We start from the raw sequence: 22,623 nt of genomic DNA, 5'->3' as shown, positions 1-22,623 counted from the left end.
TCCCGACACCAATTTCTCTTTTAGAACGATGGACTCTTCTGCATCTTCTCTTGCGTGGATCCGATCACCATAAATGCATCTAAAGCGCCCCAGATCGCCGGGCCGCCACAGCCATTCCGGCCACATACGCCCTCAAAGCCGCCTGCATCGCCGCCGCGTCGCCGCCGTGCTCCCCGATGATCCTGACGACGGCGCTGCCCACGATCGCGGCGTCGGCCCCGGCGTCGGCGATCGCCCGCACGTGCTCGGGCCTGGAGATACCGAAGCCGACGGCGACCGGGAGTGAGGCGGCCGAACGGACGGCAGCGATCCGCCGGGCGATCGCCGGGTCGAGGCTCTCCCGCACGCCGGTGACTCCCTGCACCGAGACGAGGTAGAGGAACCCGCTCGCCAGACCGGCGATGAGGGGGAGGCGCTCAGGCGGGGTGTTGGGGGCGACCAGGAAGATCCGGTCGAGAGCGTGCTCCCGTGCGGCGGCGTCGAAGGCACCGGACTCCTCTGGCGGGAGGTCGGTGATCAGGACGGCGTCCGCCCCGGCGTCCCGCGCCTCATGGCAGAAGCGTGCGTCGCCGCGGACATAGACCGGGTTGTACGAGGTCATCAGCACGATCGGGACACCGGAGCGCTCCCGGATCGCCCGCACCAGGGCGAATATTTTATCGGTCGTCATCCCGCCGGCGAGCGCCCGCACGTTCGCCTCCTGGATCACCGGGCCGTCGGCGATCGGGTCGGTGAACGGGATGCCGATCTCCAGGATATCGGCCCCGCCTTCCACGATCGCCATCGCCGCCGCCAGGGAGGTCGCGGGATCGGGGTCGCCGCCGACGAGATAGGCGACCAGGAAGGGGCGCTTCGCCCCGGCGAAGGCCCCCGCGATCCGGCTCATCGCCGGCCCCCCATGATCGCCGCCACCCCTTCGACGTCCTTGTCCCCCCGGCCCGAGAGGTTGACGACGAGAATGTCGTCCCTCTCCATCTCCTCCGCCGCCTTCACTGCCTGCGCCACCGCATGCGACGACTCCAGCGCCGGGACGATCCCCTCGCGCCTGGAGAGGAGGGAGAACGCCGCCAGGGCCTCGTCGTCGGTGACGGCGGTGTACGCCACCCGGCCCGCGTCCTTGAGCATGCTGTGCTCCGGCCCCACGCCCGGATAGTCGAGGCCGGCCGAGACCGAATGCGTCTCCAGCACCTGGCCGTCGGCGTCCTGCAGGAGATAGGAGAGCGCCCCGTGGAGCACTCCTTTCGTGCCGGCGCAGAGGGTCGCCCCGTGCTCTCCGCTCTCGAGCCCCCGCCCGCCAGCCTCGACCCCGATCAGCCTGACGGGGTCGTTCAAGAAGGGGTGAAAGATCCCGATGGCGTTCGAGCCGCCGCCGACGCAGGCGATTATGGCGTCGGGCAGGCGCCCTTCGGCGCGGAGGATCTGCGATCTCGTCTCCTCCCCGATCACCCGCTGGAAGTCCCTGACGATCGTCGGGTACGGGTGCGGCCCGACCACCGAACCCAGGCAGTAGTAGGTCTCCCCGGCGTTCGTCACCCAGTCGCGGAGGGCCTCGTTGACGGCGTCCTTCAGGGTCCGCTGCCCGGTCGCAACCGGGATCACCCGCGCCCCCAGCAGTTCCATCCGAAAGACGTTCAGCCGCTGTCTCGCCATATCGGTCTCCCCCATGTAGACCTCGACCGGGATGCCGAGGACGGCCCCGGCGATCGCCGTGGCGACGCCGTGCTGCCCTGCCCCGGTCTCGGCGATGATCCGCCGCTTTCCCATATGCTTCGCAAGGAGGGCCTGCCCCAGGGCGTTGTTGGTCTTGTGCGCCCCGCCGTGGAGGAGGTCCTCGCGCTTCAGGTAGACCCGGCACCCCAGGTCGGCGGAGAGGTTCCGGCAGAAGGTGAGCGGGGTCGGCCTCCCGGCAAACTCCGCAAGATAGGTCTGCAGCTCCTCCTGAAACCCGGGATCTGCCTTTGCCGCTTCGTACGCCGACGCCAGTTCCTGCAGGGGGGCCATCAGGCTCTCCGGGACGAACTGCCCGCCAAACCCGCCAAACGATCCTGCGTTCACAGGGGGACCCCCCTGCACGCCATGACACACGCCTTCATTTTATCAACGTTTTTTATGCCGGGGCTGTCCTCGACACCGGACGAGACATCGACGGCGTACGGCCTGACTGCCGCAACCGCCGCACCGATGTTCTCCGGGTTCAGCCCGCCGGAGAGAATGACCGGGAGGGGCGAGGCCCGCACCAGGGCCTCTGCCTCCCGGAGGTCGCAGTGCATGCCAGAACCCCTGCTCCCGTCGAGGAGGAGGGCATCGAACCGGCCCGCCGGGATACGGGCGTCCCCGACCCCCCTGATCACCCGCACCCAGGCCGGGACGTCGAGGTCGCAATAGACCTGCACGGCGGTCGGACGGAGAGCGAGCATCGCCGCAAGATCGGCCTGGTCGTCGGTGGCCGAGACGCAGACGCGTGCGGTGAAGGGCCCGAGTGAGGCGAAGATCGCCGCCGCCTCCGCCGGTGTGACCGAGCGGGGGGAGTCCGAGAACATGACAACGCCCACGGCGTCCGCACCCGCCGCCTCGGCGGCGAGGGCGTCACGGACACTCGTGATCCCGCAGATCTTCAGGCGCATACGAGCCTCCCGAGCCGCCGGGCCGGATCGCCCGAAACCATCACCGAGGAGCCGATCAGGAAGGCATCGCAGTATTCCCTCAGCGCCCGGATATCGCAGGGCCAGACGACACCGCTCTCCGAGACCAAAAGCCGTTCCTCGCCCGCAAACAGGGGGGAGAGACGGACGGTGGTGTTCAGGTCGATCGTCATCGTGGCGAGATCGCGGTTGTTGATCCCGATCAGCCCGGCCCCGGTGGCGAGCGCCGATCTCGCCTCGGCGGCGTTGTGGACCTCGACGAGGGGTTCGAGCCCCAGGTCAGAGGAGAGGTCGATGAATGCCCCCAGTTCCGGGCCGAGCACCCCGGCGATCAGGAGGACGGCGTCGGCGCCGAGTGAGGCCGTTTCGTATATCTGCCGCTCGTCGACGATGAAGTCCTTCCTGAGGATCGGGACATCCGCGACCGGCCTGATACGCTCGATGTTCTCCGTGCTCCCGCCGAAATAGAAGGGCTCGGTCAGCACCGAGAGGGCGACGCAGCCCCCCCTGATCAGGTCTCCGGCGAGAGTCTCCGGCGGGTCGAACCGCCGGATCGCCCCGCGGGAGGGCGAGGCGTATTTCACCTCGGCGATGATGGCGTTGTGCTCGCCCGCCGACCTGATCGCCCCGGAGAGGCTGTGGTGCGTGCGGTGCCGGGGAAGAAGATCCATCTCCTCCACCGGCCGCAGGGCGGCGACCCGGTGGCGGGTGCGGGCGACGATCTCGTCCAGGATCATAGGGCGCCCCCGCTCGCCCGCACCAGGGATTGGAGTTTCCCGAACGCCCTTCCCGAGTCGATCGAGCGTTCCGCAGCGCTGACGCCGTCGATCAGCGTCCGGCTCTTTCCGCCGAGATATATCGCCGCTCCGGCATTGAGGAGAACGGTATCGCGGGCAGGGCCATGGGCCCCGGCCAGCACCTCCCTGAGGATCGCCGCATTCACGGCGGCGTCCCCGCCCCGCAGGTCGTGCAGGGAGGCCGGGCAAAACCCGAAGTCCTCGCACCGGACTTCATAGGTCAGGACCGTCCCGTCCCGCAGTTCGGCGACGGTCGTCGGCCCCGTGGTGCTGATCTCGTCGAGCCCGCCGCCGTGGACGGCCATCGCCCGCTCCACGCCGAGATCTCTGAGCACCCCTGCCACCGTCGTCACCAGTTCCGGGGCGTACACCCCGACGAGCTGCGCCTGTGCGCCGGCAGGATTTGCGAGCGGGCCGAGGAGGTTGAAGATCGTCCTGATCCCGATCTCGCCCCTGGGCCCGGCCGCCCGGCGGAGGGCCGGGTGGTAGGTGGGGGCGTAGAGGAAGACGATCCCGATCTCCTCCAGGACGGCCTGCGCCCGCCCCGGCGTGAGAGCGAGGTCGATGCCGAGCGCCGCAAGGACGTCGGCGGAGCCGCACCCGCTCGATACGCCCCGGTTGCCGTGCTTGACGACCGGGACACCGGCGCCGGCGGCGACAAAAGCGGCTGCCGTGCTGATGTTGAAGGTCCCGGCCCGGTCGCCGCCGGTGCCGCAGGTGTCGACGAGGGGAGAGGCGGCCCGAGGGGCGATGGCGACCGAAGCCGCCCGCATCGCCTGCACGCATCCGGCGATCTCGGGCACCGTCTCGCCTTTCATCCGCATTGCCGTGAGAAAACTCCCGATCTGCGCCTGGGTCGCACCACCCTCAAGGATCTCGCGCATCACCGCACCGGCCTCTTCGGCCGTGAGATCGCGGTGACCGACCAGCGCCGTGATCGCTTCGGCGATCATCGGGCGACCCCCTGGCTGAAGAGGAAATTTCCGATGATCCGGTCCCCCTCCCTGGAGAGGATGCTCTCCGGGTGGAACTGGATCCCCTCGACGGGATAGTCCTGGTGGCGCACCCCCATCACGTAGCCGTCGTCCAGGCTCGTCGCCGTCACGGCGAGAGCGTCGGGCAGGCTCGCCTGATCGACGATCAGGGAATGATAGCGCGTCGCCACAAACGGGTTCTCGACGCCGCTGAAGATCCCCTGACCGTCATGGCGGATCAGTGAGGTCTTGCCGTGCATCAGCCGATCGGCCCGCACGACCCGGCCGCCGAAGGCGGTGCAGATCGCCTGATGGCCGAGGCAGACCCCGAGGGTCGGGATATCCCGGCAGACCGTCCTGAGCGCTTCGAGACAGAGCCCTGACTCCTCAGGAGTGCCCGGGCCGGGCGAGAGGATGATCCGATCGGATTCGATCTCGCGGAGCACTGATGCCGGGGCGTCGTTCTTTACGACGACCGGATTGCCTCCGAGCATTCCGACCTGCTGGAAGAGGTTGAAGGTGAAACTGTCGTAGCAGTCGATGATCATGACGTTCATGGCGATTGCCTCCCGATCTCGATCGCCCTGAGCATGGCCCGGGCCTTGTTTTCTGTCTCTTCCCATTCTCTCTCGGGGACGGAATCGGCGACGATCCCGGCACCGACCTGCACGGAGGCGGTGCCATTCTCTACGACCACCGTCCTGATCGCAATGGCGCATTCGAGACTCCCGTCAAAGCCCGCATACCCCACCGCACCGGCATAGACGCCGCGCGGAGAGGGTTCCACCGCCTCGATGATCTGCATCGCCCGGATCTTCGGGGCGCCCGAGACCGTCCCTGCGGGAAAACAGGAAGCGAAGGCGTCGAAGCAGTCGTAGCGGTCATCGAGCCTCCCCTCGACGACCGAGACGATGTGCTGGACATGGGAGTATCGCTCGACGTCCATGAACGAGACAGGCCGCACCGAGCCGTACCTGCAGACCCGGCCGAGATCGTTTCTCGCCAGGTCCACGAGCATCGTGTGCTCGGCCCGCTCTTTCTCGTCGGCGAGGAGTTCTCGGCCCAGTCGGTCGTCCTCATCGGGTGTTTTGCCCCGCGGCCGGGTGCCGGCGATCGGCACCGTCGTCACCGTCCCCTTCTCCACCCGGACGAGCATCTCCGGGCTTGCGCCGGCGATCTGCATCCCGCCGAAGTCGAGGTAGTACAGGTACGGCCCGGGGTTCATCGCCCGCAGGGCGGTGTAGATCGCAAACGGATCGGCCGGGTAGTCGCAGTCGATCCGCCGCGAGACGACGCCCTGGAAGATCTCGCCGGCGGCGATCTCCTCTTTCACCCTGACGACGGCAGCCTCGAACGCCGCCTGCGTCATCGAGGACGAGAAGACCGGAACAGCGCCAGGGATGGAGAGAGGAGGCGGGGCGGACGAACGGTCACGGGCAGCGACTGCCGAGGCGATCCTCCTGATCCGCTCCTGCCCCTCCTGGTACGCATCGGCCGGTTCCCGGCCCCCGCCCGCGATCAGATGGGAGACGATGAACATCCTGCCCTCAAGGTGGTCGAAGACGATGGTGTCCCGTACGAGCATGCACCTGATCGCCGGGGCGGACCTGCCCTGGCGGCGCTTCACCTGCGGGTAGAGGTCGTGGACGAGGTCGTAGGTGAAGCAGCCGACAAAACCGCAGGCGTAGCGCGGGACGGCGACAGGCGTCGGGGAAAGCCGCTTCAGGGCCGAACGCATCTTCTCGAGAGGCGTCGATCCTTCGGGCGAGCGGGCGACCCGGAGATAGGGCTCGTCCCCGCGGATCACGTCCTCCTCCCCGAGCGAGAGGGAGAGCACCGGGTCGATCCCGATCACCGAGAAGCGTGCGGTCCGCTCGCTCCCTTCCATCGACTCCAGAAGAAATCCCCGCCCTTTGCAGAGCCTCGAATAGAGATCGGGTGGGGATATTCCAGGGAGGGCGTGCTCGCAGCAGAGCGGGACGAGAACCGGGCCGTCCTGGCGCTCTGCAGTGACGCAGAACTCCTCAAAAGAGGGGGTTATGGTGAAGGCATCATCCATTCCACCGGCATCACCCCACCTTCGGCAGATGTGAGAGCGATTCCCGGATCAGGTCGGCCGGGTACTCGTAGTCGATGAGACGCCCTGCAAAATACGCCTCGTAGCTGGAGAAGTCGAAGTTGCCGTGGCCGGAGTTGTTGAAGAGGATCACCCGCTCCTCGCCGGTGCGCCGGCACTCGAGGGCGGCGTCGATCGCCGCTTTGACCGCATGGGCTGATTCGGGGGCGACGATGATCCCCTCGGTCCGCGCAAAGGTGACGGCGGCCTCGAAGACCTCGTTCTGGTGGTAGGATGAGGCGCCGACAACGCCGTCATGAATGAGTTTTGCCACGAGGGGCGAGACCCCGTGGTACCTGAGGCCGCCCGCGTGGATCGCCGGCGGGACGAAGTCGTGGCCGAGGGTGAACATCCGCATCAGCGGCGTTAAGCCGGCCACATCCCCGTAGTCGTAGGCATAGAGCCCTTTCGTCATCGTCGGGCATGCGGTGGGTTCGACGCCCAGGATCTCGGTCTCAGGGTGCTTCCCGGTGATCTTGTCCCCGGCAAAGGGGAAGGCGATCCCGGCGAAGTTGGATCCGCCGCCGACGCACCCGATGACGGTGTCCGGGTATTCGTCGACCATCGCCAGCTGCTCGCGGGCCTCGAGCCCGATCACCGTCTGGTGGAGGCAGACGTGGTTGAGCACGGAGCCGAGGGCATAGTTGGTGTCAGACCGTCCTGCAGCGTCCTCCACCGCCTCTGAGATGGCGATGCCCAGGGAGCCCGGGGTGTCGGGATGCTCCGCCAGCACCTTTCGCCCGGAGGCGGTGCGGGGGCTCGGCGAGGGGAAGCACTCGGCGCCGTAGACCTGCATCATGCTCTTCCGGTAGGGCTTCTGGTCATAGCTCGACCTGACCATGTAGACAGTGCACTCCATGTCGAAGAGAGCGGTGGCGAACGCAAGGGACGAGCCCCACTGCCCGGCCCCGGTCTCGGTGGCGAGACGCTCGACACCGGCCTTCATGTTGTAGTAGGCCTGCGGGATGGCGGTGTTGGGCTTGTGGCTGCCCGGCGGGGAGACACCTTCCCACTTGAAGTAGATTTTTGCCGGCGTCTTGAGGTGCTGCTCCAGCCTTCTCGCACGGTAGAGCGGGCTCGGCCTCCAGAGACTGAGGATCTCCCGCACTTCGTCCGGGATCGGGATCGAGCGCTGCGTGCTCATCTCCTGCCTGATCAACTCCATCGGAAAGATCGGAGCGAGATCCCCGGGCACCACCGGCTTTCCGGTTCCAGGGTGGAGCGGCGGGTCGAGAGGCGAGGGCAAATCGGCCTGAATATTGTACCACGCCTTCGGGATTGCATCCTCGTCGAGGAGGATCTTGGTCTGCATACCATAGCATGGGCGTTGTCTAAATATATACATTGTTGCATCATGTAGCACATTGAAGATCGCCGGATATCGTGCGAGCCGAAGAGAAACACATAAATGACCTGACGGTTCAGGCTCGTTAGGGTGTTATAGAGATGCCCTTCCATGAGATCGAACTCGTGAAGCGGGCTGAAGAGGAGGCCTTCGCCCGCATCGCCAGGGCGCGGGAAGAGGCCGGCGTCAGGCTGGAGCGGGGGCGCGAACGGGCGGCAGCGTCAGCGGCAGCAGAGCGCCGCCACGCCGAGGCTGAGGCCGCCGCCCTCGTCGCCGCCGCCAGGGCCGGGGCCGCGGAGGAGGCAGAGCGGATCAGGGCTGGGGCGGAGAAGGAGGCGACGAGGATCCAGAGGGCGGCGGCCGGACGCCTCGACGACGCCGTCGCCTTCCTGGTGCGGGAGGTGACCGGCGGTGTTGAGACCGGCACGGATGCGTAGGCTGACCGTCGGGGTGCACACCGGGGCGTACGAGCCATGCATCGCCGCCCTCCAGGAGGCCGGGGCCGTCGAACTGGAGGCGGCCGGCGATGTGGATGGACTGCAGGGGCTCATCAGCCCCCGCCCGCGGTCTGAGCGGATACCGGCGATCGCCACCGAGCGGGCGCGCCTTGAGCGGTGCATCGAGGCGCTTGAATCCATCCTCCCGGAAACAAACCCGATCAGAGAGATCTTCTTCCCGACGACGCCGTCGCGGGTGCCGGTCGCAGTGCGCGGTGCGGACGCCGTCCTTGCAGACGCCGGAGGGCTGCACGGGGTGATCGAGAGGGTGCTCGCCCTGAAGACAGAAGACGGGGCGATCGCCGGGAGACTCGAACGCATCGATGAAGAGGAGGAGATGCTCGGATACCTCCTCCCCTTCGGGATCGACCTCGCATGGCTCGGATCCTCCCGCTTCCTCGAGGTCAGGGCCGGGACGATCCCGGCCGGCGAGTGCCGGGAGATCGAGGCGTACCTTGCCGGGCATATGCCGGATCTTGCCGCGTGGTTCTGCCTCTGCGGGATCGGCGAAAACCCCACCGTCGCCCTCACGACCGCCCATCCGACGGCGGCGGCGCAGGTCGACGCCGTCCTCAGGAAACTCGCCTTCAGGGAGTTTGCCCCGGGGATACAGGAGGGGGCGCCCGAAGAGGGGCTGGCCAGGCTTGCAGGGGAACGCACGGCGCTTCTCCGGAAGCGTGAGGAGATCGTCGCCGACCTCACGGCGATCGCCGCCGGGCACCTCACGGCCATGCGGGCCCTTGCCGAAGAACTCGCGTTTCTCAGGGAGCGGGAGGAGGCCGCCAGGCTCATGGGCGGCACCGCCGGTATGACCGTGCTCCACGGGTGGGTCAGGGAGGACGAGGCCGACGGCGTCGCATCGGTCTGCGAGCGGGCGACGGACGGGCTTGCCTTCTGCATCTTCGACCCGCCCGGCGAGGATGCGCCGGTCGCCTTCGACCATCCCGGCTGGCTCGCACCCTTCGGCTTTCTCACCGCCACCTTCGGGACGCCGGCATACGGCAGCGTCGATCCCACCCTCTTCCTCGCCCCGGTGCTCGTGCTCACCTTCGGGATCATGCTCGGCGACGCCGGCTACGGCATCCTCCTCGCCCTTCTCGCCGCTCTCGTCCTGAGAGGGGCCGGACGGACGCCGGGGACGGTGCGGGATCTCGCCCTTGTACTCTTCGCCTGCGGGATCTCCGGGACGATCTTCGGCGTCCTGATGGGCGGGTTCTTCGGCGATCTCCTCCCCCGCCTCTTCGGGATACAGGCGCCCTTCGCCGTCATCGAGCCGCTGAAAGACCCGATCGCCATCCTCCTCCTCGCCCTTGCGATCGGGATCGCCCACCTCAACCTCGGGCTGGCAATCGCCGCCCGCGAACACCTGCGCACCGGAAACCTGCGGGAGATGGTCCTCTCCGAGGGAGTCTGGTTCGTCATCCAGCCCTGCGCCGCCGTGATCCTCCTGACCTTCTTCGGGTGGGGCACCTTCCCCGGGCCCGCCGTCGCCCTTGCATGGGCCGGGGCCGGGCTCGGCATCGCCGGGGTGATGATCGGCGAGGGGCCGCTCGGGTTCTTCTCGCTCACCGGTTTTCTCGGGGACTGGCTCAGTTATGCCCGTATCCTGGCCCTCGCCCTCGCCACCGGCGGGATCGCCATGATGATCAATATCCTCGCCGGGATGATCGCCGCCGTCCACCCGGCCCTCGTCGTCCTCGCCGTCGTCTTCGCCGTGGCCGGGCATGCGGGCAACCTGGTGCTCCAGGCCCTCGGCGGGTTTATCCACGCCCTCAGGCTCCAGTACGTCGAGTTCTTCGGGAGGTTCTTCAGGAGCGGCGGCCGGCCTTTCAGGCCGTTTGCGGCCAGGCGGACTTTCACCGAGGTCACGGGAGGGGATGAGTGATGGCGGTCGATGCCGGGCTCGTCCTTGCCGTCATCGGGGCCGGGCTCGCCGTGGGGCTTGCCGCCATCGGCTCAGGGATCGGTGTCGGGATCGCCGGGGCGACCGGCGCAGGCGTGATCGCCGTCAGGCCGGAGAAGTTTGGAAAAGCGATCGTCTTCCAGGCGGTGCCGCAGACCCAGGGGATGTACGGCCTCCTCGTCGCCGTGCTCATCCTCCTCTCCACCGGGGTGATCGGCGGCGGCACCGAGGGCGTCCCCCTCCCCCTCGGGCTGGCGGCCCTGGGCGCCGGTCTGGCCGCGGGGATCTCAGGGCTCTCGGCGATCGGGCAGGGGATCGCCGCATCGGCCGGCATCGCCGCCACCGCCGAGCGCGACGAGGCGATGGGGAAGAGCCTGATCTTTGCGGTGATCCCGGAGACACAGGCGATCTACGGCCTTCTCGTCGCCATCCTGATCATGGCGTTCACCGGGCTCCTGACCGGATCGCCGGTGGCCACCGAGGCGACCGGGCTCGCGGCGATCGGCTGCGGGCTTGCCGTGGGGATCGCAGGGCTTTCGGCGATAGGGCAGGGGATCGCCGCAGCCGCGGGAACGGCAGCGGCGGCCGAGCACGAGGGGAGTTTTGGAAAAGGGCTCGTTTTTGCAGTGATCCCGGAGACGCAGGCGATATACGGGCTCCTGGTCGCCATCCTGATCATGGCGTTCACCGGCATGATCGCCGGCGATCCGGTCGGCGACATTGCGATCGGTTTCGCGGCGATCGGGTGCGGTTTTGCCGTGGGGCTCGCCGGCATATCGGCGATCGGGCAGGGGATCGCCGCCGCTGCGGGATCGGCGGCCAGCGCCGAGCACGAGGGGTCCTTCGGGAAAGGACTCGTATTCTCGGTTGTCCCTGAGACGCAGGCGATATACGGCCTCCTCGTCGCCATCCTGATCATGGCGTTCACCGGCATGATCACGCGGGACCTCACCGCCACCCTTGCTGCGGGCTTCGCCTCGATCGCCTGCGGCTTCGCCGTCGGTTTTGCAGGGATATCGGCGATCGGGCAGGGGATCGCCGCATCGGCCGGGATCGCAGCCACCGCCGAAAAAGAGGAGATGTTCGGAAAAGGGCTTGTCTTCACCGTCATCCCTGAGACGCAGGCGATCTATGGCCTCCTCGTCGCCATCCTGATCATGGCGTTCACCGGCATGATCACGCGGGACGTCACCGCCACGGCAGCCGCCGGGCTTGCCGCCATCGGCTCAGGTTTCGCCGTCGGTCTCGCCGGGCTCTCGGCGATCGGGCAGGGCATGACCGCAGCCTCCGGGATCGGGGCGACTGCGCAGCGTGAAGGGGCGATGGGGCCGAGCCTGATCTTTGCCGTGATGGCCGAGACCTTCGCCATCTTCGGGCTGCTGGTGGCGATCCTGATCATGTTCGGGATCGGGCTCTTCGGGGGCTGAACAGGAATGGGCGTGGACGAGATCATCGAACGTATCGGCGCCGACGCCGCCGCGGAGGCGGAGGGGATCCGCAGGGAGGCCGAAGCCGGGGAAGAGCAGATCCTCAGGGACGGGCGGGCGGCATCCGAGAGAGAGACCGCAGAGATCATGGCCGAGGGAAGGCGTGAGGCGGCCAGGCAGCGGCGAAAGGAGATCGCACAGGCGCGCCTCTCGGCCCGCGCCCGCCTCAGGGCGTGCAGGGAGGCGGGCATCGACCGCGCCTTCGAGGAGGCCGAACGGCAGATCGCCGCCCTCAAAGACTCAGACGACTACCCGGCCGTCCTCAGGAGGCTCATCCTCGAAGGGCGCGAGGTCGTGGGCGGCGGCCCCATCACCGTCCTCTGCCGTGAAGAGGAGAGGGGGGCAGTCGTCGTCGCCTGCAGCCGGATCGAAGGGGTCACCATCGCACCGCTCAAGGACGACGGCCCGGACGGCGGCGTTGTTGTGCTTGCCGGACGGTCCAGGTGCGACCAGCGTTTTTCTTCCAGGATCGCACGGATGCGGGAGGGCCTGACCGGAAGGACCGCTGCAATCCTCTTCAGGGAGGATCGTCATGACCGCCCTTGAGGAGATCGCCGTCGCCGTCCTCTCCGGGGCCAACGGCAAAGCCATGCTCGTCGCCGGGCTCTCCATCGCCGTCATGGTGGCGGTGATCCTGGCGGCGTCGGCCGGCTATTTCAGGATGATCCTGAACATCGCTCTCTTTGCCCAGCCCGACGCACGGGTCCGGGCGATCGGCAACCCCATGATCGGCAGGGAAGGAGTGAGGGAGGCGCTGGAGGCCGGAAATCTCCACGACCTCTTCGAACGGTTTGCCGCCCTCGGGCACCGGATGCCGGCCGGTACGGGTCTCGACGGCCAGGAGGCGGACCGGCTCGTCAGGGTGCACCACTACGAGGCCGTCATGCGCCTGATCGAGAGCGTGCCTGACGGGGTCAGACATTTCTTCGTGGCATACGCGGCGATGATCGGCACCGGGGAGGCGGCGGCGATCGTGGCGGCGAAGGGGCGCGGCCTCTCCCCCGCCGCCATCGAAGAGCGCGCCGTTCCTATCGGGGCCCTCACGCCCGAGCGCGTGAGAAAGGCGGCGCATGCCGGGAGCGAGGAGGAGGCGATCAGGAGGATGGCGAAGGCGCCGTTCGGCCCCACCCTCGCCCGCGCCCATGCCGCCGCCGCAGGAGACACCGCCGTATTTTCAGCGCTTTCTCTCGCCGCCGCCCTCACCAAGATGGGCGTGGCCGCACGCGGGGTGGACATCTCTCTCTCGCCGCCGGTGGTGGAGACCGCCGGCAGAATGGTCGACGCCGCCAATCTCCGCGCCCTCGTGCGGGCCAGGGCATCCGGCACCGGGCGGGAGGCGGCGGCACGCCACCTGATCAGGGAGGGCGGCTTCGAGGTCACCGGGGAGCGGCTGCTCCATGCCGAACGGGCGGGAAACCTCGCCGACCTGGTCGCCGCCGTCGAGGGGACGCGCTACCACCGGTATCTCGCCGCCCTTCCCGGGGCGGTGCAGGATGGCGACGCCGCCGCACTGGAAACGGCCCTCGACCGGTGCATCCTGGACGCTGCCCGGGGGATCGCCAGCCAGTACCACCTGGAGAGCGGCCCCCTGCTCCGCCATCTCGTCGCACTCGGCTACGAGGCGCGGAATATGAGAGCGATCGCCGTCGGCGTGGCGGCCGGGGCGCCGACCGAGGAGATCGAACGGGTGCTCATCGTGGAGGAGACAGAAGCATGAGGATTACAGCAATCGGAGACCGCCCCATGGCACTGGCATGCAGGGCCGGCGGTATCGCCCGGGCGGTCGCCTGCGCCGATGCAGAGGAGGCCGAACACGCACTGACAGGAGCACTCGCAGAGAAAGATATCGGCGTGATCCTTGTGCTCGACCGATACCTCGCCGCCATCCCCGGGCCGCAGATCCCCGGGGTCTACCCGGTGGTGATCGGGGTCCCCGGGCCTTCGGGCCCGGTGCACGGGGAGGACACTGTCGCCAGAGCGGTGAGGAGAGTAGCAGGCAGGGGTCTACCCGGGGTGAGCGGGTGAGCGGGCGGATCGTCAGGATCACGGGCCCCGTGATCGAGGCCGACGGGATGCGGGGCGGACGGATGTACGAGGTGGTCAGGGCAGGAAACGCCGCCCTGATCGGGGAGATCATCGGGCTTTCCGAGGACGTCGCAACGATCCAGGTCTACGAGGACACCACCGGGATCGCACCCGGCGAACCGGTCGAGCGGACCGGCGCCTCTCTCTCGGTCGAACTCGGCCCCGGCCTGCTCGGCAGGGTCTATGACGGCATCCAGCGCCCCCTTCAGGTGCTAAGGGACGAGATGGGTGATTTCATCATCAGGGGGGCCTCCCTGCCCGCACTGGACAGAACGCGGCGGCACGAGTTCACACCGCAGGTACAGGCCGGAGGGACGGCAACGCCGGGCACCCGGATCGGCACGGTCCCCGAGGGGCGGTTCACCCATGCCGTCCTGGTGCCCCCGGGGGTCGAGGGGACGTTTCTCAGGATCGCACCGCCCGGCGCCTACACCATCGACGAGGGGATCGCATGCGTCAGGACCGCAGGAGGCGAGGAGGTGACCCTTTCCATGCTCCAGCACTGGCCGGTGCGGGTGGCGCGGCCGATCCGGGAGAAGCTCCCCCCCACAGAGCCCCTGATCACCGGGCAGCGGGTGATCGACTCGTTCTTCCCGATGGCCAAAGGAGGGGCGGCCGCGGTGCCCGGGCCCTTCGGAGCCGGGAAGACCGTTGTCCAGCACCAGCTCGCCAAATGGTCTGATGCCGACATCATCGTCTATGTGGGCTGCGGGGAGCGGGGGAACGAACTCGCGGACGTGCTGCGCCAGTTCCCGGCCCTCGAAGACCCCAGGACCGGCGAACCCCTGATGGGGCGGACGGTGCTCATCGGAAACACCTCGAACATGCCGGTGGCCGCCCGCGAGGCCTCGGTGTACACCGGGATCACCATCGCCGAATACTACCGGGACATGGGCTACGACGTCGCCCTGATGGCCGACTCCACCTCCCGCTGGGCCGAGGCGATGCGGGAGATCTCGGGGCGGCTCGAGGAGATGCCGGGCGAACACGGTTATCCGGCCTATCTGGCCTCCAGGCTTGCGGAGTTCTACGAGCGGGCCGGAAGGGTGCGGCCCCTCGGCCCCGCAGAGACGACCGGATCGATCTCGGTGATCGGGGCGGTCTCGCCGCCGGGCGGCGACTTTTCAGAGCCGGTCACCCAGAACACCCTCAGGATCGTCAAGGTCTTCTGGGCCCTCGACGCCGATCTCGCCCATGAACGACATTTCCCGGCGGTGAACTGGCTTCTGTCCTATTCCCTCTACCTCGACGCCGTCAGGGAGTGGTGGGAAGAGCACGGAGGGCCGGACTGGGACCGGGTGAGAGCCGACCTGATGGCGATCCTCCAGAAAGAGAGCGAACTCGAGGAGATCGTCCACCTCGTCGGCCCGGACGTCCTGCCCGAGGAGGACAAACTCACCCTCCTCGTCGCCGGGATCGTCAGGGAGTCGTTTTTGATCCAGTACGCCTTCGACCCGGTCGACACCTATTGCCCGCCGCAGAAGCAGTACCTGATGATGAGGCTGATCATGGATTACGCGGCGGCAGGACGGGCGGCGGTGGGGAGGGGCGTCTCAGCCGCAGAGGTGGGGGCGCTGCCCGTGACCGGCATGCTCTCCCGCCTGGGTTCGGTCCCGGCCGCCGATTTCCCGGCGTTCTTCGGGGAGGTGGAGCGGCGCATCGAGGAAGAGTTCGGCAGGGGGGGGAGACCATGACCTCGCCGTCACGGGAGTACACCTCCGTCACCATGGTCGCCGGGCCCCTGATGGCCGTCTCGGGCGTCGGTGACGCCGCCTACGGCGAGGTGGTGGAGATCCGCCTTCCGGATGGGGAGCGGCGCCTGGGGCAGGTGCTCGAAAGCCGCCCGGACCTCGCCGTCGTGCAGGTCTTCGGGGGGACGCGGGACCTGGACACCGAGGCGACGTCGGTCAGGTTCACCGGCGAACCCCTGCGCATGGCCGTCTCGCCCGAGATCCTCGGGCGGGTCTTCGACGGTGCCGGAAGGCCGGCGGACGGCGGCGGCGCCGTCATCCCGGAGGAGGTGCGGGAGATCTCGGGCGCCTCCATCAACCCCACGGCGCGGGCCTTCCCGCAGGACTGCATCGAGACCGGGATCTCGGCAATCGACGGGATGAACACCCTGGTGCGAGGGCAGAAACTCCCGATCTTCTCGGGCGCCGGTCTCCCCCACTCCCGCCTCGCCGCCCAGATCGCCAGACAGGCGCGGGTGCTCGGGGATGCCGAGGAGTTTGCGATCGTCTTCGGGGCGATGGGGATCACGAGCGAGGAGTCCAGGTTCTTCCTGGAGGCGTTCGAGGAGACCGGGGCCCTGGAGCACGCCGTGATCTTCGCCAACCTCGCCGACGATCCCGCCATCGAGCGGATCGTCACCCCGCGTTGCGCCCTGACGGCGGCCGAATATCTCGCCTTCTCGGAGGGGATGCACGTCCTCGTGATCCTCCAGGACATCACGGCCTACTGCGAGGCGCTGCGGGAGGTCTCGGCGGCCAGGGAAGAGGTGCCGGCCCGCCGGGGATACCCGGGCTACATGTACACCGATCTCGCCTCGATCTTCGAGCGGGCAGGGCGGATCAAGGGAAAGAAGGGCTCCATCACCCAGCTCCCGATCATCTCCATGCCGGACGACGACATCACCCACCCGGTGCCCGACCTCACCGGCTACATCACCGAGGGGCAGATCGTCCTCTCGCGCGACCTCCACCGGAAGAGTGTGTACCCGCCGATCGACGTCCTTCCAAGCCTGTCCCGCCTGATGCCCGGCGGCATCGGAAAGGAGAAGACGCGCGAGGACCATGGCGCCGTTTCGGACCAGGTGTATGCGGCGTATGCAAAGGGCAGGCGGCTCGAAAGCCTGGTGGCGGTGATCGGGGAGGAGGGGCTCACGCCAACAGACCGCCTCTACCTCGACTTCGCCACACGCTTCGAACGGGAATTCGTCGGCCAGGGGGCGGCGGCCGGGCGGACGATCACCGAAACCCTCGACCTTGCATGGGGTCTGCTCTCCCGGTTCCCGGACGACGAACTGAAACGGATCGATCCGGCCCTGATCGCCGCCCATGCGCGGAGGGAGAGGACGTGAGCCGGCGGATCATACCGGGGACCCGCCCCACCCGGATCGAACTGCTGAAGATCAGAAAGCGGATTGTCGTCGCAGAGAAGGGGCACGAACTCCTCCAGGAGAAACTCGACGCCATGGTGCTGGAGTTTTTCCGGCTGCAGGAGGAGCGGGAGCGACTGAGGAAAGCCGCAGAAACGGCGTTTGCAGATGCGTATCGCCCGCTTCTCCGGGCTGAGATGACCATGGGGGCCAGAGACCTCGAAGACGCCCTCGCCCTCACCGCCTCCATCGGTGAGATTGCGATGGGGCGGCGGACGGTGATGGGCACGGCGGTGCCGGCGATCCCTCTCCCGGAACGCCTGCGCACGGCCGAAGAGCCGGGTTATCCCCTTGCGGCGCCGGGCGCCTCCCTGGACGAGGCCTGCCGCCGCTGCGAGGAGGCGGTTGCGGCCGCCCTGGTCTGCGCCGAAGCAGAAGGGGCGATGACCCGGCTTGCAGACCAGATCGTCACGGTCAGGAGGAGGACGAACGCCCTCGCCTATATGCTCATCCCATCGCTCCGCGATACGGCCGCCTATATCGAGGACTACCTGGAGGAGATGGAGCGGGAGGACCTCTACCGGCGGAAACATACCAAATCCCTCCGCAGGGAGGAGATGAAGGTATGAGCGGGGAGGACCTCTCGCGCATCTTCCTGCTGGTCCAGGCCGCCGGGGCGATCGCCCTGATCGCGGGGGCGATCGTGTTGGTTTTCGTCTGCGTCCACTGATCCGGGGATGGCCGTGCGCCGGCCCCTCTCCTTATCTCATCTCCCGTCCCATACATACCGATGGACGGCATCATCCCGGCCCTGATCATCGGGTTTGTCATCGGCCTCTCCGGAGCCCTGGCCCCGGGCCCGACCCTGGTGGCGACGATCAGGGGCTCGCTCGATCACGGGTGGACGGCCGGCCCGCGCGTCGCCGCGGGTCATGCGGCCGTCGAGGCGGTCCTCGCCCTCGCGATCGTCGCCGGGCTTGCCGCTGCGGCCGATAGCGTGGCCGTGCCGGTCGCCGTTGTCGGCGGGTTGGCCCTGATCCTCTTCGGCGGGCTCACGGTGCGGGAGAGCCGGACCGCCGTGCTCGACGCCCCCGGAGAAGCGGCATCGGGCAGCCCCTTCCTTGCCGGGGTCGTCACGAGCGCCGCAAACCCGTACTTCTGGCTCTGGTGGCTCTCGGTGGGGAGCGGGCTGTTGCTGGAGGGGCTGGCGGCCGGAGCGGCGGTCGCCGTCGCCTTCATGATCGGCCACTGGGCCTCGGACTTCGGGTGGTTCGGGCTGGTCGCCGCCGGGACGGCGGGTGGAAAGACTGTCCTCTCGGTCAGGCAGTACCGCCTCGTCCGCGCCGCCTGCGGGGTGTTCCTGATCCTCTTCGGGGCCTCGTACCTCTGGCGGGCCCTTCCGGCGTGATCACCGCTCCCCGGCCTTCATCGCGGCCGGGTCGTCGTATATCCTTCCCTTCCCCCGGATCTCACCTTTTTTCGCCCGCGGGCTCAGGCGATCGAGGGCGATCGCCGCCGGGTCGACGCCCGAGATCAGGGCAAGTTCAGCACGCACCTCATCCCGCGACGGGATGGCGCCGGAGAAGCGGGCGACGAACTCCAGATCGATCCTCCTGCATGCCTCGTTGCGCTCGTAGCGCGGGAACTCGATGTCCATGCTCTCCTCTCGGCGGGAGGGGGGAAGAGCGTTGGGGCGAGAGACAGAGGAGAAAAAAAGAGATCGGATTATCCGGCAACGGCCGGGAGGATCGAGACCTGGTCCTCCCCCCGCACCGGGGTCCCTGCGGCCGAGGGGTACTGCACGCCCCCGGATACCAGGCCGGGGCCGTTCAGGAGCAGATCAATATATCATTGACAAGCCCATAAAATAAAAGATATACGATATACTCTCACGGCGCAAGGAGGCGGGCGGCCCGTGCCACCCCTTTGAGCCCGCACTGGAGGAAGACGATCCCGAGCACGGCCTCGACCAGGGTGCCCTTCACGTGATCGCAATCGCCCTTCTCCACCGGCGGGTCGAAGTGGACCCGGTGCTCGTACAGCCCCCAGCGGTCGCAGAGCCGCGCCATATTCACATTGCTCTCATACGCCTTCCGGCGCTCTGAGAGCAGCCCGGCATCGGCGAGGCGCGGGCTCCAGATCTCGGGCAGGACCCCGATCTTCAGGGCCGCATCCCCGATCCAGGCGAGGGTCTCGGCCGCTTCAGGGAGGCGGGCCATCTCGGCGAGGGCAGTCGGGGAGAGGGCGCATCTGCCGTCCCTGAAATGGGCGTTGATCTCGGAGAAGAGGTTTTTCGTGGAGGGCTGGAAGAGGGCGAGGAGGAAGATCTCGTCGTTCTCGATGGAAAAGCCGAGGTCGCGCTCGACGGCGGGCATGACCACCAGCCGGACCGAACCGATCTGCCGCAGGATCTCCTCCACCGAGGAGAGCCAGCGTGCGGTCAGGGCCTGCTCTCTCCCCCCGGGGAGGGCGGCCGCCTTCCGGGCAAGCCCGTCCCTGAGGGCGGCGAGGTTCTCTTCGACACCGACCCGGTGCCAGCGGAGCGTCTGGTGCATACGCCTTCTTCTGGACGGAAAGGGCATATCTCTTCCCATTCGCCCTCCAGGGAAGTGCCGGGCAAAATTATTTTATAGTACATGCACAATAAAAATCTGCCTCGGGGGGGATCGTGACCGGACAGATGCTGCCAGGGTGCGATCAGCCCGACGGTCGAAACGGCTGAAGACCGAACGGGCGAAAACGAGAGCGCATCAGGGGGCCGAACAGACACCCGCTGAAGATAGGGCCGCAAAGACCAGAGCCACAGATCTTCTCCGGCAAAAGAGATGTGGCGGCAGAGAAGGTCTTTGAACGGCGCCGGCCTATCTTCACAGGGTTCGATGCCATGAGGGCCCGGTTCCGGGGCCGAAACGGCTGAAGGCCAGGGACAGAGAGGGCGTATCACGGGGCCGAACAGAATACCGGGGACCGCCCCGGGGCACGTTTTTGAAACCAATTTCACTCGAGGATCATCACGAGCAGCATCTTGAAGGGCACCCGGGCAAACAGGGCGTGCGGAATTGTTGCCGGCATGATAATCATCTCGCCAGCGGCGAGGGTGTACGGGCGGCCCCCGACGGTGATCTCCGCCTCGCCCTCCAGGACCTGGACCACCGCATCGTAGGGCGCCGTATGTTCAGAAAGGCCCTCCCCGGCATCGAACGCAAAGGCCGTGATCGTCCCTGCCTTCTTCGTGACGAGGGCGCGGGAGACGACCGCCCCGTCCTGATAGGCCACGAGCGCCCGCGGATCGATCACCGATTCGGCGAGCGCATTTTTCTTCCCTTCCATACTCAGCCTCTTCACGGCGTGCGGATAATGCTTCCTCCCCTGAAAAAAAAGGAGACCTGTGGTCTCCTCCCTCTTCAGATCCCGAGCCCGGTCCTCTTCTCCTCGATATGGGCAAGGATGCCCTCCGCGGCGGCCGCAGGATCGGTCTCTAAGGCCAGGACGCCGCCGGTGATCCCCTTTAACTCCTGCGTGAGCAGGCGGACCAGGGACGGGGCGCCGGTCACCGTCGGCACCGGGTTCACGTAGGTGTACAGCCCGTATGCCAGGGCGAAGATGGCATCGATCGTCGCCTTCTGCTCCATGTACTCGGGCGCCACGGCGGCGACCGGGAGGTCGGGGACGGCCACGCCGCCCAGAGCCTCGCCGACGGCGGCGATGAGGTCGGCAAGCCTGCCGGTGTCGGTGCAGGTGCCGAATGAGAGGACCGGCGGGACGCCGATGGCGGCGCAGACCTTCTTCAGCCCGGGCCCGGCCTTTGCGGCGGCGTCGAGGTTGCACAGCCCGGCCACCTGCATCGCCGCATTCCCGCAGCCGAGCGAGAGCACCAGGATGTCCCGTTTGATCAGCTCCTCTGCAACGGCGACCGAGTGGACGTCCTGCCCCGAGTCCCGCAGGGTCGTGCACGAGACAAGCCCGGCCACGCCCCTGATCGATCCCTCCTTTATCGCATCAAGCAGGGGGCCCAGGCTCCCCCCGAGCGCCGCCGTGATGCTCTCAGGGGAGAACCCGACCACCGCCTTCCCCACCGGCAGCCCGGCGATCGGGGTGACCCGCTCCCGGCGCTCCCTGAAGTTTGCAATCCCCATCTCCAGGAGGGCGGCCGCCTGCTCCCTCGCAGATCGCGGGTCGTAGTCCATCCGGTCGCTAACGCCCTCGAAGGCGACGAGGTCTGAGACCGGGACGATCGTGAACCCGAACCTCTCTGCATACACCGGGTCGAGCGGGAGCGAGCAGTTCATATCGGCCACGAAGACGTCGACGGCACCGGTGGCGAGCACGGCCTCCTGCATGATCCAGTTGCCGGTGTAACCCCAGAAGACCTCGTCCATCTTCAGGCGCTGGACCATCTCCTGCCCGGTCTCGATGTTCGCGATCACCCTGATCCCCTTCGCTCCGGCTTCATGGGCCCGCTCCTGCCATTCGGGGTTCCGGGCCAGGTCCACCAGGGCGAACCCGAGGAAGGGCTCGTGACCGTTGGGGAGGATGTTCACGTAATCAGGATCCAGGACGCCGAGATCGACACGCATCCAGTGGGGCCTGGGCGTCCCGAAGAGGACGTCCTGAAGGCTCTCGAGCACCAGCTGGCTCTGGTAGGCCATCGCGATCGAAAGACGCATCGCCTTTTTCGCCAGGCTCACAAAATATCCGTCCACGTTGGTGAGAGAAGACCCGGTGGCGAGCATCATCTCGCCATAGATCCCGCCGGGGAAGATCCCGAGATTGCGCCAGACCTTCTTCCGCTCTGCCGGGGCGAGGAGATCGACGATCAGGCTCTCTTCATGGGACTTCCTGGCGAAGTCCTCCTCCAGGAATGCGCAGAGGTCCAGGGCCAGTTCGTCGGCGGGAACGGCGGTGTTGAGACCGAGACGGGCGGCAAAATGCTTCAGTTTCGCCAGATCGGCTATCCTGAAGGGCGAGGACCCGAGAGCCGTCTCCCGCAGGGTGCGGATCGTCTGCTCGCAGTGATAGTGGTAGGTGGCGGCCCCCATCACGTTGCGCAACAGCATCATCCGCATCGCCATTCCGTCGGCCGAGATCCCGCAGACGCCGCGTTTGTCCTTCTCCGCATCGGCCCGGCAGGGGCCGTTCGAGCAGAAGTCGCACCGCACCCCGCCCATGCAGAAGCGGCAGCGCTGGTCGGGATCGGTGCCGAGGCCCTGCGCCTCGTACCGGTCCCAGACATTGGAGAGCCCCATCTCGTGGAGCTGTCTGTACACCCTCTTTACCGATTCATGGTGTGATATCCGTATATCTTCCATGCCATTCACCCCGGAGCGGGTAGTGTTTCAGATCTTCTGTAATTCGTCTGAGCCCTGTCTCCTTGTTTGATCATTCCCCCTCCATCGTCAAATATCTTCTGCCGGTCACCCACTCCTCATTGATGTCCATCAGGATGGATCCTGCCAGCCTGAGGAGTGACTCTTCATTGGGAAAGGCCCCTACAACTTTGGTTCTCCGTTTCAGTTCCTTGTTGACTCTTTCCATCATGTTCGTCGTTCGGATCCGCTTTGCGTGCTCTTTCGGGAACGCCGTGTAACTCATAAGTCCCGGGATGAATCTCTCGATCGTATTGGCCGCTTTCCGATATCCTCGTTCGTTCAGATCATCGGTAGTGTTTCAGATCTTCTGT

General features: G+C 67.3%; 22 protein-coding genes and 1 pseudogene. 10 read left to right on the top strand and 13 right to left on the bottom strand.

Annotation, left to right across the window (positions count from 1 at the left end):
• Nucleotides 1-79 precede the first annotated feature (79 nt).
• Genes trpA through HWN36_RS06835 form a run of 8 tightly spaced genes read right to left on the bottom strand, consistent with a single transcriptional unit; the run spans nucleotide 80 to nucleotide 7,841 of the window.
• Nucleotides 80-886 carry a tryptophan synthase subunit alpha gene (gene trpA / locus HWN36_RS06870; protein WP_176788670.1) on the bottom strand — a complete coding sequence of 269 codons (807 nt, stop codon included), beginning with the start codon at nucleotides 884-886 and terminating at the stop codon, nucleotides 80-82.
• Nucleotides 883-2,055 carry a tryptophan synthase subunit beta gene (gene trpB, locus HWN36_RS06865; protein ID WP_176788669.1) on the bottom strand — a complete coding sequence of 391 codons (1,173 nt, stop codon included), beginning with the start codon at nucleotides 2,053-2,055 and terminating at the stop codon, nucleotides 883-885. Before trpB ends, trpA begins: the two co-directional genes overlap by 4 nt.
• The gene (locus HWN36_RS06860; protein WP_176788668.1) at nucleotides 2,052-2,624 is read right to left on the bottom strand and encodes a phosphoribosylanthranilate isomerase; all 573 of its coding nucleotides are present in this window, start codon (nucleotides 2,622-2,624) and stop codon (nucleotides 2,052-2,054) included. The genes trpB and HWN36_RS06860 overlap by 4 nt, the downstream gene beginning before the upstream one ends.
• Nucleotides 2,615-3,379, bottom strand: coding sequence for an indole-3-glycerol phosphate synthase TrpC (locus tag HWN36_RS06855; RefSeq protein WP_176788667.1), 765 nt, complete (start codon nucleotides 3,377-3,379; stop codon nucleotides 2,615-2,617). The genes HWN36_RS06860 and HWN36_RS06855 overlap by 10 nt, the downstream gene beginning before the upstream one ends.
• Nucleotides 3,376-4,392, bottom strand: coding sequence for an anthranilate phosphoribosyltransferase (trpD, locus tag HWN36_RS06850; RefSeq protein WP_176788666.1), 1,017 nt, complete (start codon nucleotides 4,390-4,392; stop codon nucleotides 3,376-3,378). The genes HWN36_RS06855 and trpD overlap by 4 nt, the downstream gene beginning before the upstream one ends.
• Nucleotides 4,389-4,970, bottom strand: coding sequence for an anthranilate synthase component II (locus HWN36_RS06845; RefSeq protein ID WP_176788665.1), 582 nt, complete (start codon nucleotides 4,968-4,970; stop codon nucleotides 4,389-4,391). The genes trpD and HWN36_RS06845 overlap by 4 nt, the downstream gene beginning before the upstream one ends.
• The gene (locus tag HWN36_RS06840) at nucleotides 4,967-6,472 is read right to left on the bottom strand and encodes an anthranilate synthase component I family protein (protein WP_176788664.1); all 1,506 of its coding nucleotides are present in this window, start codon (nucleotides 6,470-6,472) and stop codon (nucleotides 4,967-4,969) included. The genes HWN36_RS06845 and HWN36_RS06840 overlap by 4 nt, the downstream gene beginning before the upstream one ends.
• A 10-nt stretch (nucleotides 6,473-6,482) precedes the next feature.
• Complete coding sequence (locus tag HWN36_RS06835; RefSeq protein WP_176788663.1) at nucleotides 6,483-7,841, bottom strand: TrpB-like pyridoxal phosphate-dependent enzyme; 1,359 nt, start codon at nucleotides 7,839-7,841, stop codon at nucleotides 6,483-6,485.
• A gap of 134 nt (nucleotides 7,842-7,975) precedes the next feature.
• On the opposite strand from HWN36_RS06835, the gene HWN36_RS06830 reads away from it, so the two are divergent.
• From HWN36_RS06830 to HWN36_RS06785, 10 genes are all read left to right on the top strand, one after another.
• On the top strand, nucleotides 7,976-8,311 hold the full coding sequence (locus HWN36_RS06830; protein WP_176788662.1) for a hypothetical protein: 336 nt from the start codon (nucleotides 7,976-7,978) through the stop codon (nucleotides 8,309-8,311).
• A complete protein-coding gene (locus HWN36_RS06825) occupies nucleotides 8,304-10,256 on the top strand; it encodes a V-type ATP synthase subunit I (protein WP_176788661.1) in 1,953 nt (650 codons plus the stop codon). The genes HWN36_RS06830 and HWN36_RS06825 overlap by 8 nt, the downstream gene beginning before the upstream one ends.
• Nucleotides 10,256-11,701, top strand: coding sequence for a V-type ATP synthase subunit K (locus HWN36_RS06820; protein WP_176788660.1), 1,446 nt, complete (start codon nucleotides 10,256-10,258; stop codon nucleotides 11,699-11,701). Before HWN36_RS06825 ends, HWN36_RS06820 begins: the two co-directional genes overlap by 1 nt.
• A gap of 6 nt (nucleotides 11,702-11,707) precedes the next feature.
• On the top strand, nucleotides 11,708-12,307 hold the full coding sequence (locus HWN36_RS06815) for a V-type ATP synthase subunit E (protein ID WP_218133206.1): 600 nt from the start codon (nucleotides 11,708-11,710) through the stop codon (nucleotides 12,305-12,307).
• Nucleotides 12,294-13,478, top strand: coding sequence for a V-type ATPase subunit (locus HWN36_RS06810; RefSeq protein ID WP_176788658.1), 1,185 nt, complete (start codon nucleotides 12,294-12,296; stop codon nucleotides 13,476-13,478). The genes HWN36_RS06815 and HWN36_RS06810 overlap by 14 nt, the downstream gene beginning before the upstream one ends.
• Entirely contained in the window at nucleotides 13,475-13,786 is a 312-nt protein-coding gene (locus HWN36_RS06805) for a V-type ATP synthase subunit F (protein WP_176788657.1), read from the top strand. Before HWN36_RS06810 ends, HWN36_RS06805 begins: the two co-directional genes overlap by 4 nt.
• Nucleotides 13,783-15,540, top strand: a complete 1,758-nt coding sequence (locus HWN36_RS06800; RefSeq protein WP_176788656.1) for a V-type ATP synthase subunit A — start codon at nucleotides 13,783-13,785, stop codon at nucleotides 15,538-15,540. The genes HWN36_RS06805 and HWN36_RS06800 overlap by 4 nt, the downstream gene beginning before the upstream one ends.
• Nucleotides 15,537-16,925, top strand: coding sequence for a V-type ATP synthase subunit B (locus HWN36_RS06795; RefSeq protein ID WP_176788655.1), 1,389 nt, complete (start codon nucleotides 15,537-15,539; stop codon nucleotides 16,923-16,925). Before HWN36_RS06800 ends, HWN36_RS06795 begins: the two co-directional genes overlap by 4 nt.
• On the top strand, nucleotides 16,922-17,572 hold the full coding sequence (locus tag HWN36_RS06790; RefSeq protein WP_176788654.1) for a V-type ATP synthase subunit D: 651 nt from the start codon (nucleotides 16,922-16,924) through the stop codon (nucleotides 17,570-17,572). The genes HWN36_RS06795 and HWN36_RS06790 overlap by 4 nt, the downstream gene beginning before the upstream one ends.
• A 161-nt stretch (nucleotides 17,573-17,733) precedes the next feature.
• Entirely contained in the window at nucleotides 17,734-18,351 is a 618-nt protein-coding gene (locus tag HWN36_RS06785; protein WP_176788653.1) for a LysE family transporter, read from the top strand.
• Here HWN36_RS06785 and HWN36_RS06780 read toward each other — a convergent pair whose 3' ends face one another.
• The 5 genes and pseudogenes from HWN36_RS06780 to HWN36_RS06760 form a co-directional block, all read right to left on the bottom strand.
• Nucleotides 18,352-18,600: an eS24 family ribosomal protein gene (locus HWN36_RS06780; protein ID WP_176788652.1), complete on the bottom strand. Its 249-nt coding sequence runs from the start codon at nucleotides 18,598-18,600 to the stop codon at nucleotides 18,352-18,354.
• 232 nt (nucleotides 18,601-18,832) lie between these two features.
• Entirely contained in the window at nucleotides 18,833-19,498 is a 666-nt protein-coding gene (locus tag HWN36_RS06775) for a ribonuclease III domain-containing protein (RefSeq protein ID WP_176788651.1), read from the bottom strand.
• Nucleotides 19,499-19,940: 442 nt separating this feature from the next.
• The gene (locus HWN36_RS06770; protein ID WP_176788650.1) at nucleotides 19,941-20,273 is read right to left on the bottom strand and encodes a cupin domain-containing protein; all 333 of its coding nucleotides are present in this window, start codon (nucleotides 20,271-20,273) and stop codon (nucleotides 19,941-19,943) included.
• Between the two features lie 74 nt (nucleotides 20,274-20,347).
• On the bottom strand, nucleotides 20,348-22,252 hold the full coding sequence (cooS, locus tag HWN36_RS06765) for an anaerobic carbon-monoxide dehydrogenase catalytic subunit (protein WP_176788649.1): 1,905 nt from the start codon (nucleotides 22,250-22,252) through the stop codon (nucleotides 20,348-20,350).
• 70 nt (nucleotides 22,253-22,322) lie between these two features.
• A pseudogene (locus HWN36_RS06760) lies at nucleotides 22,323-22,583 on the bottom strand (transposase); the annotation flags it as partial.
• Between the last annotated feature and the right edge of the window lie 40 nt (nucleotides 22,584-22,623).

Source organism: Methanofollis tationis (genome assembly GCF_013377755.1).
In the GTDB taxonomy this organism is placed as follows: Archaea; Halobacteriota; Methanomicrobia; order Methanomicrobiales; family Methanofollaceae; genus Methanofollis; species Methanofollis tationis.
This window is presented reverse-complemented; position numbering and strand designations above follow the sequence as displayed.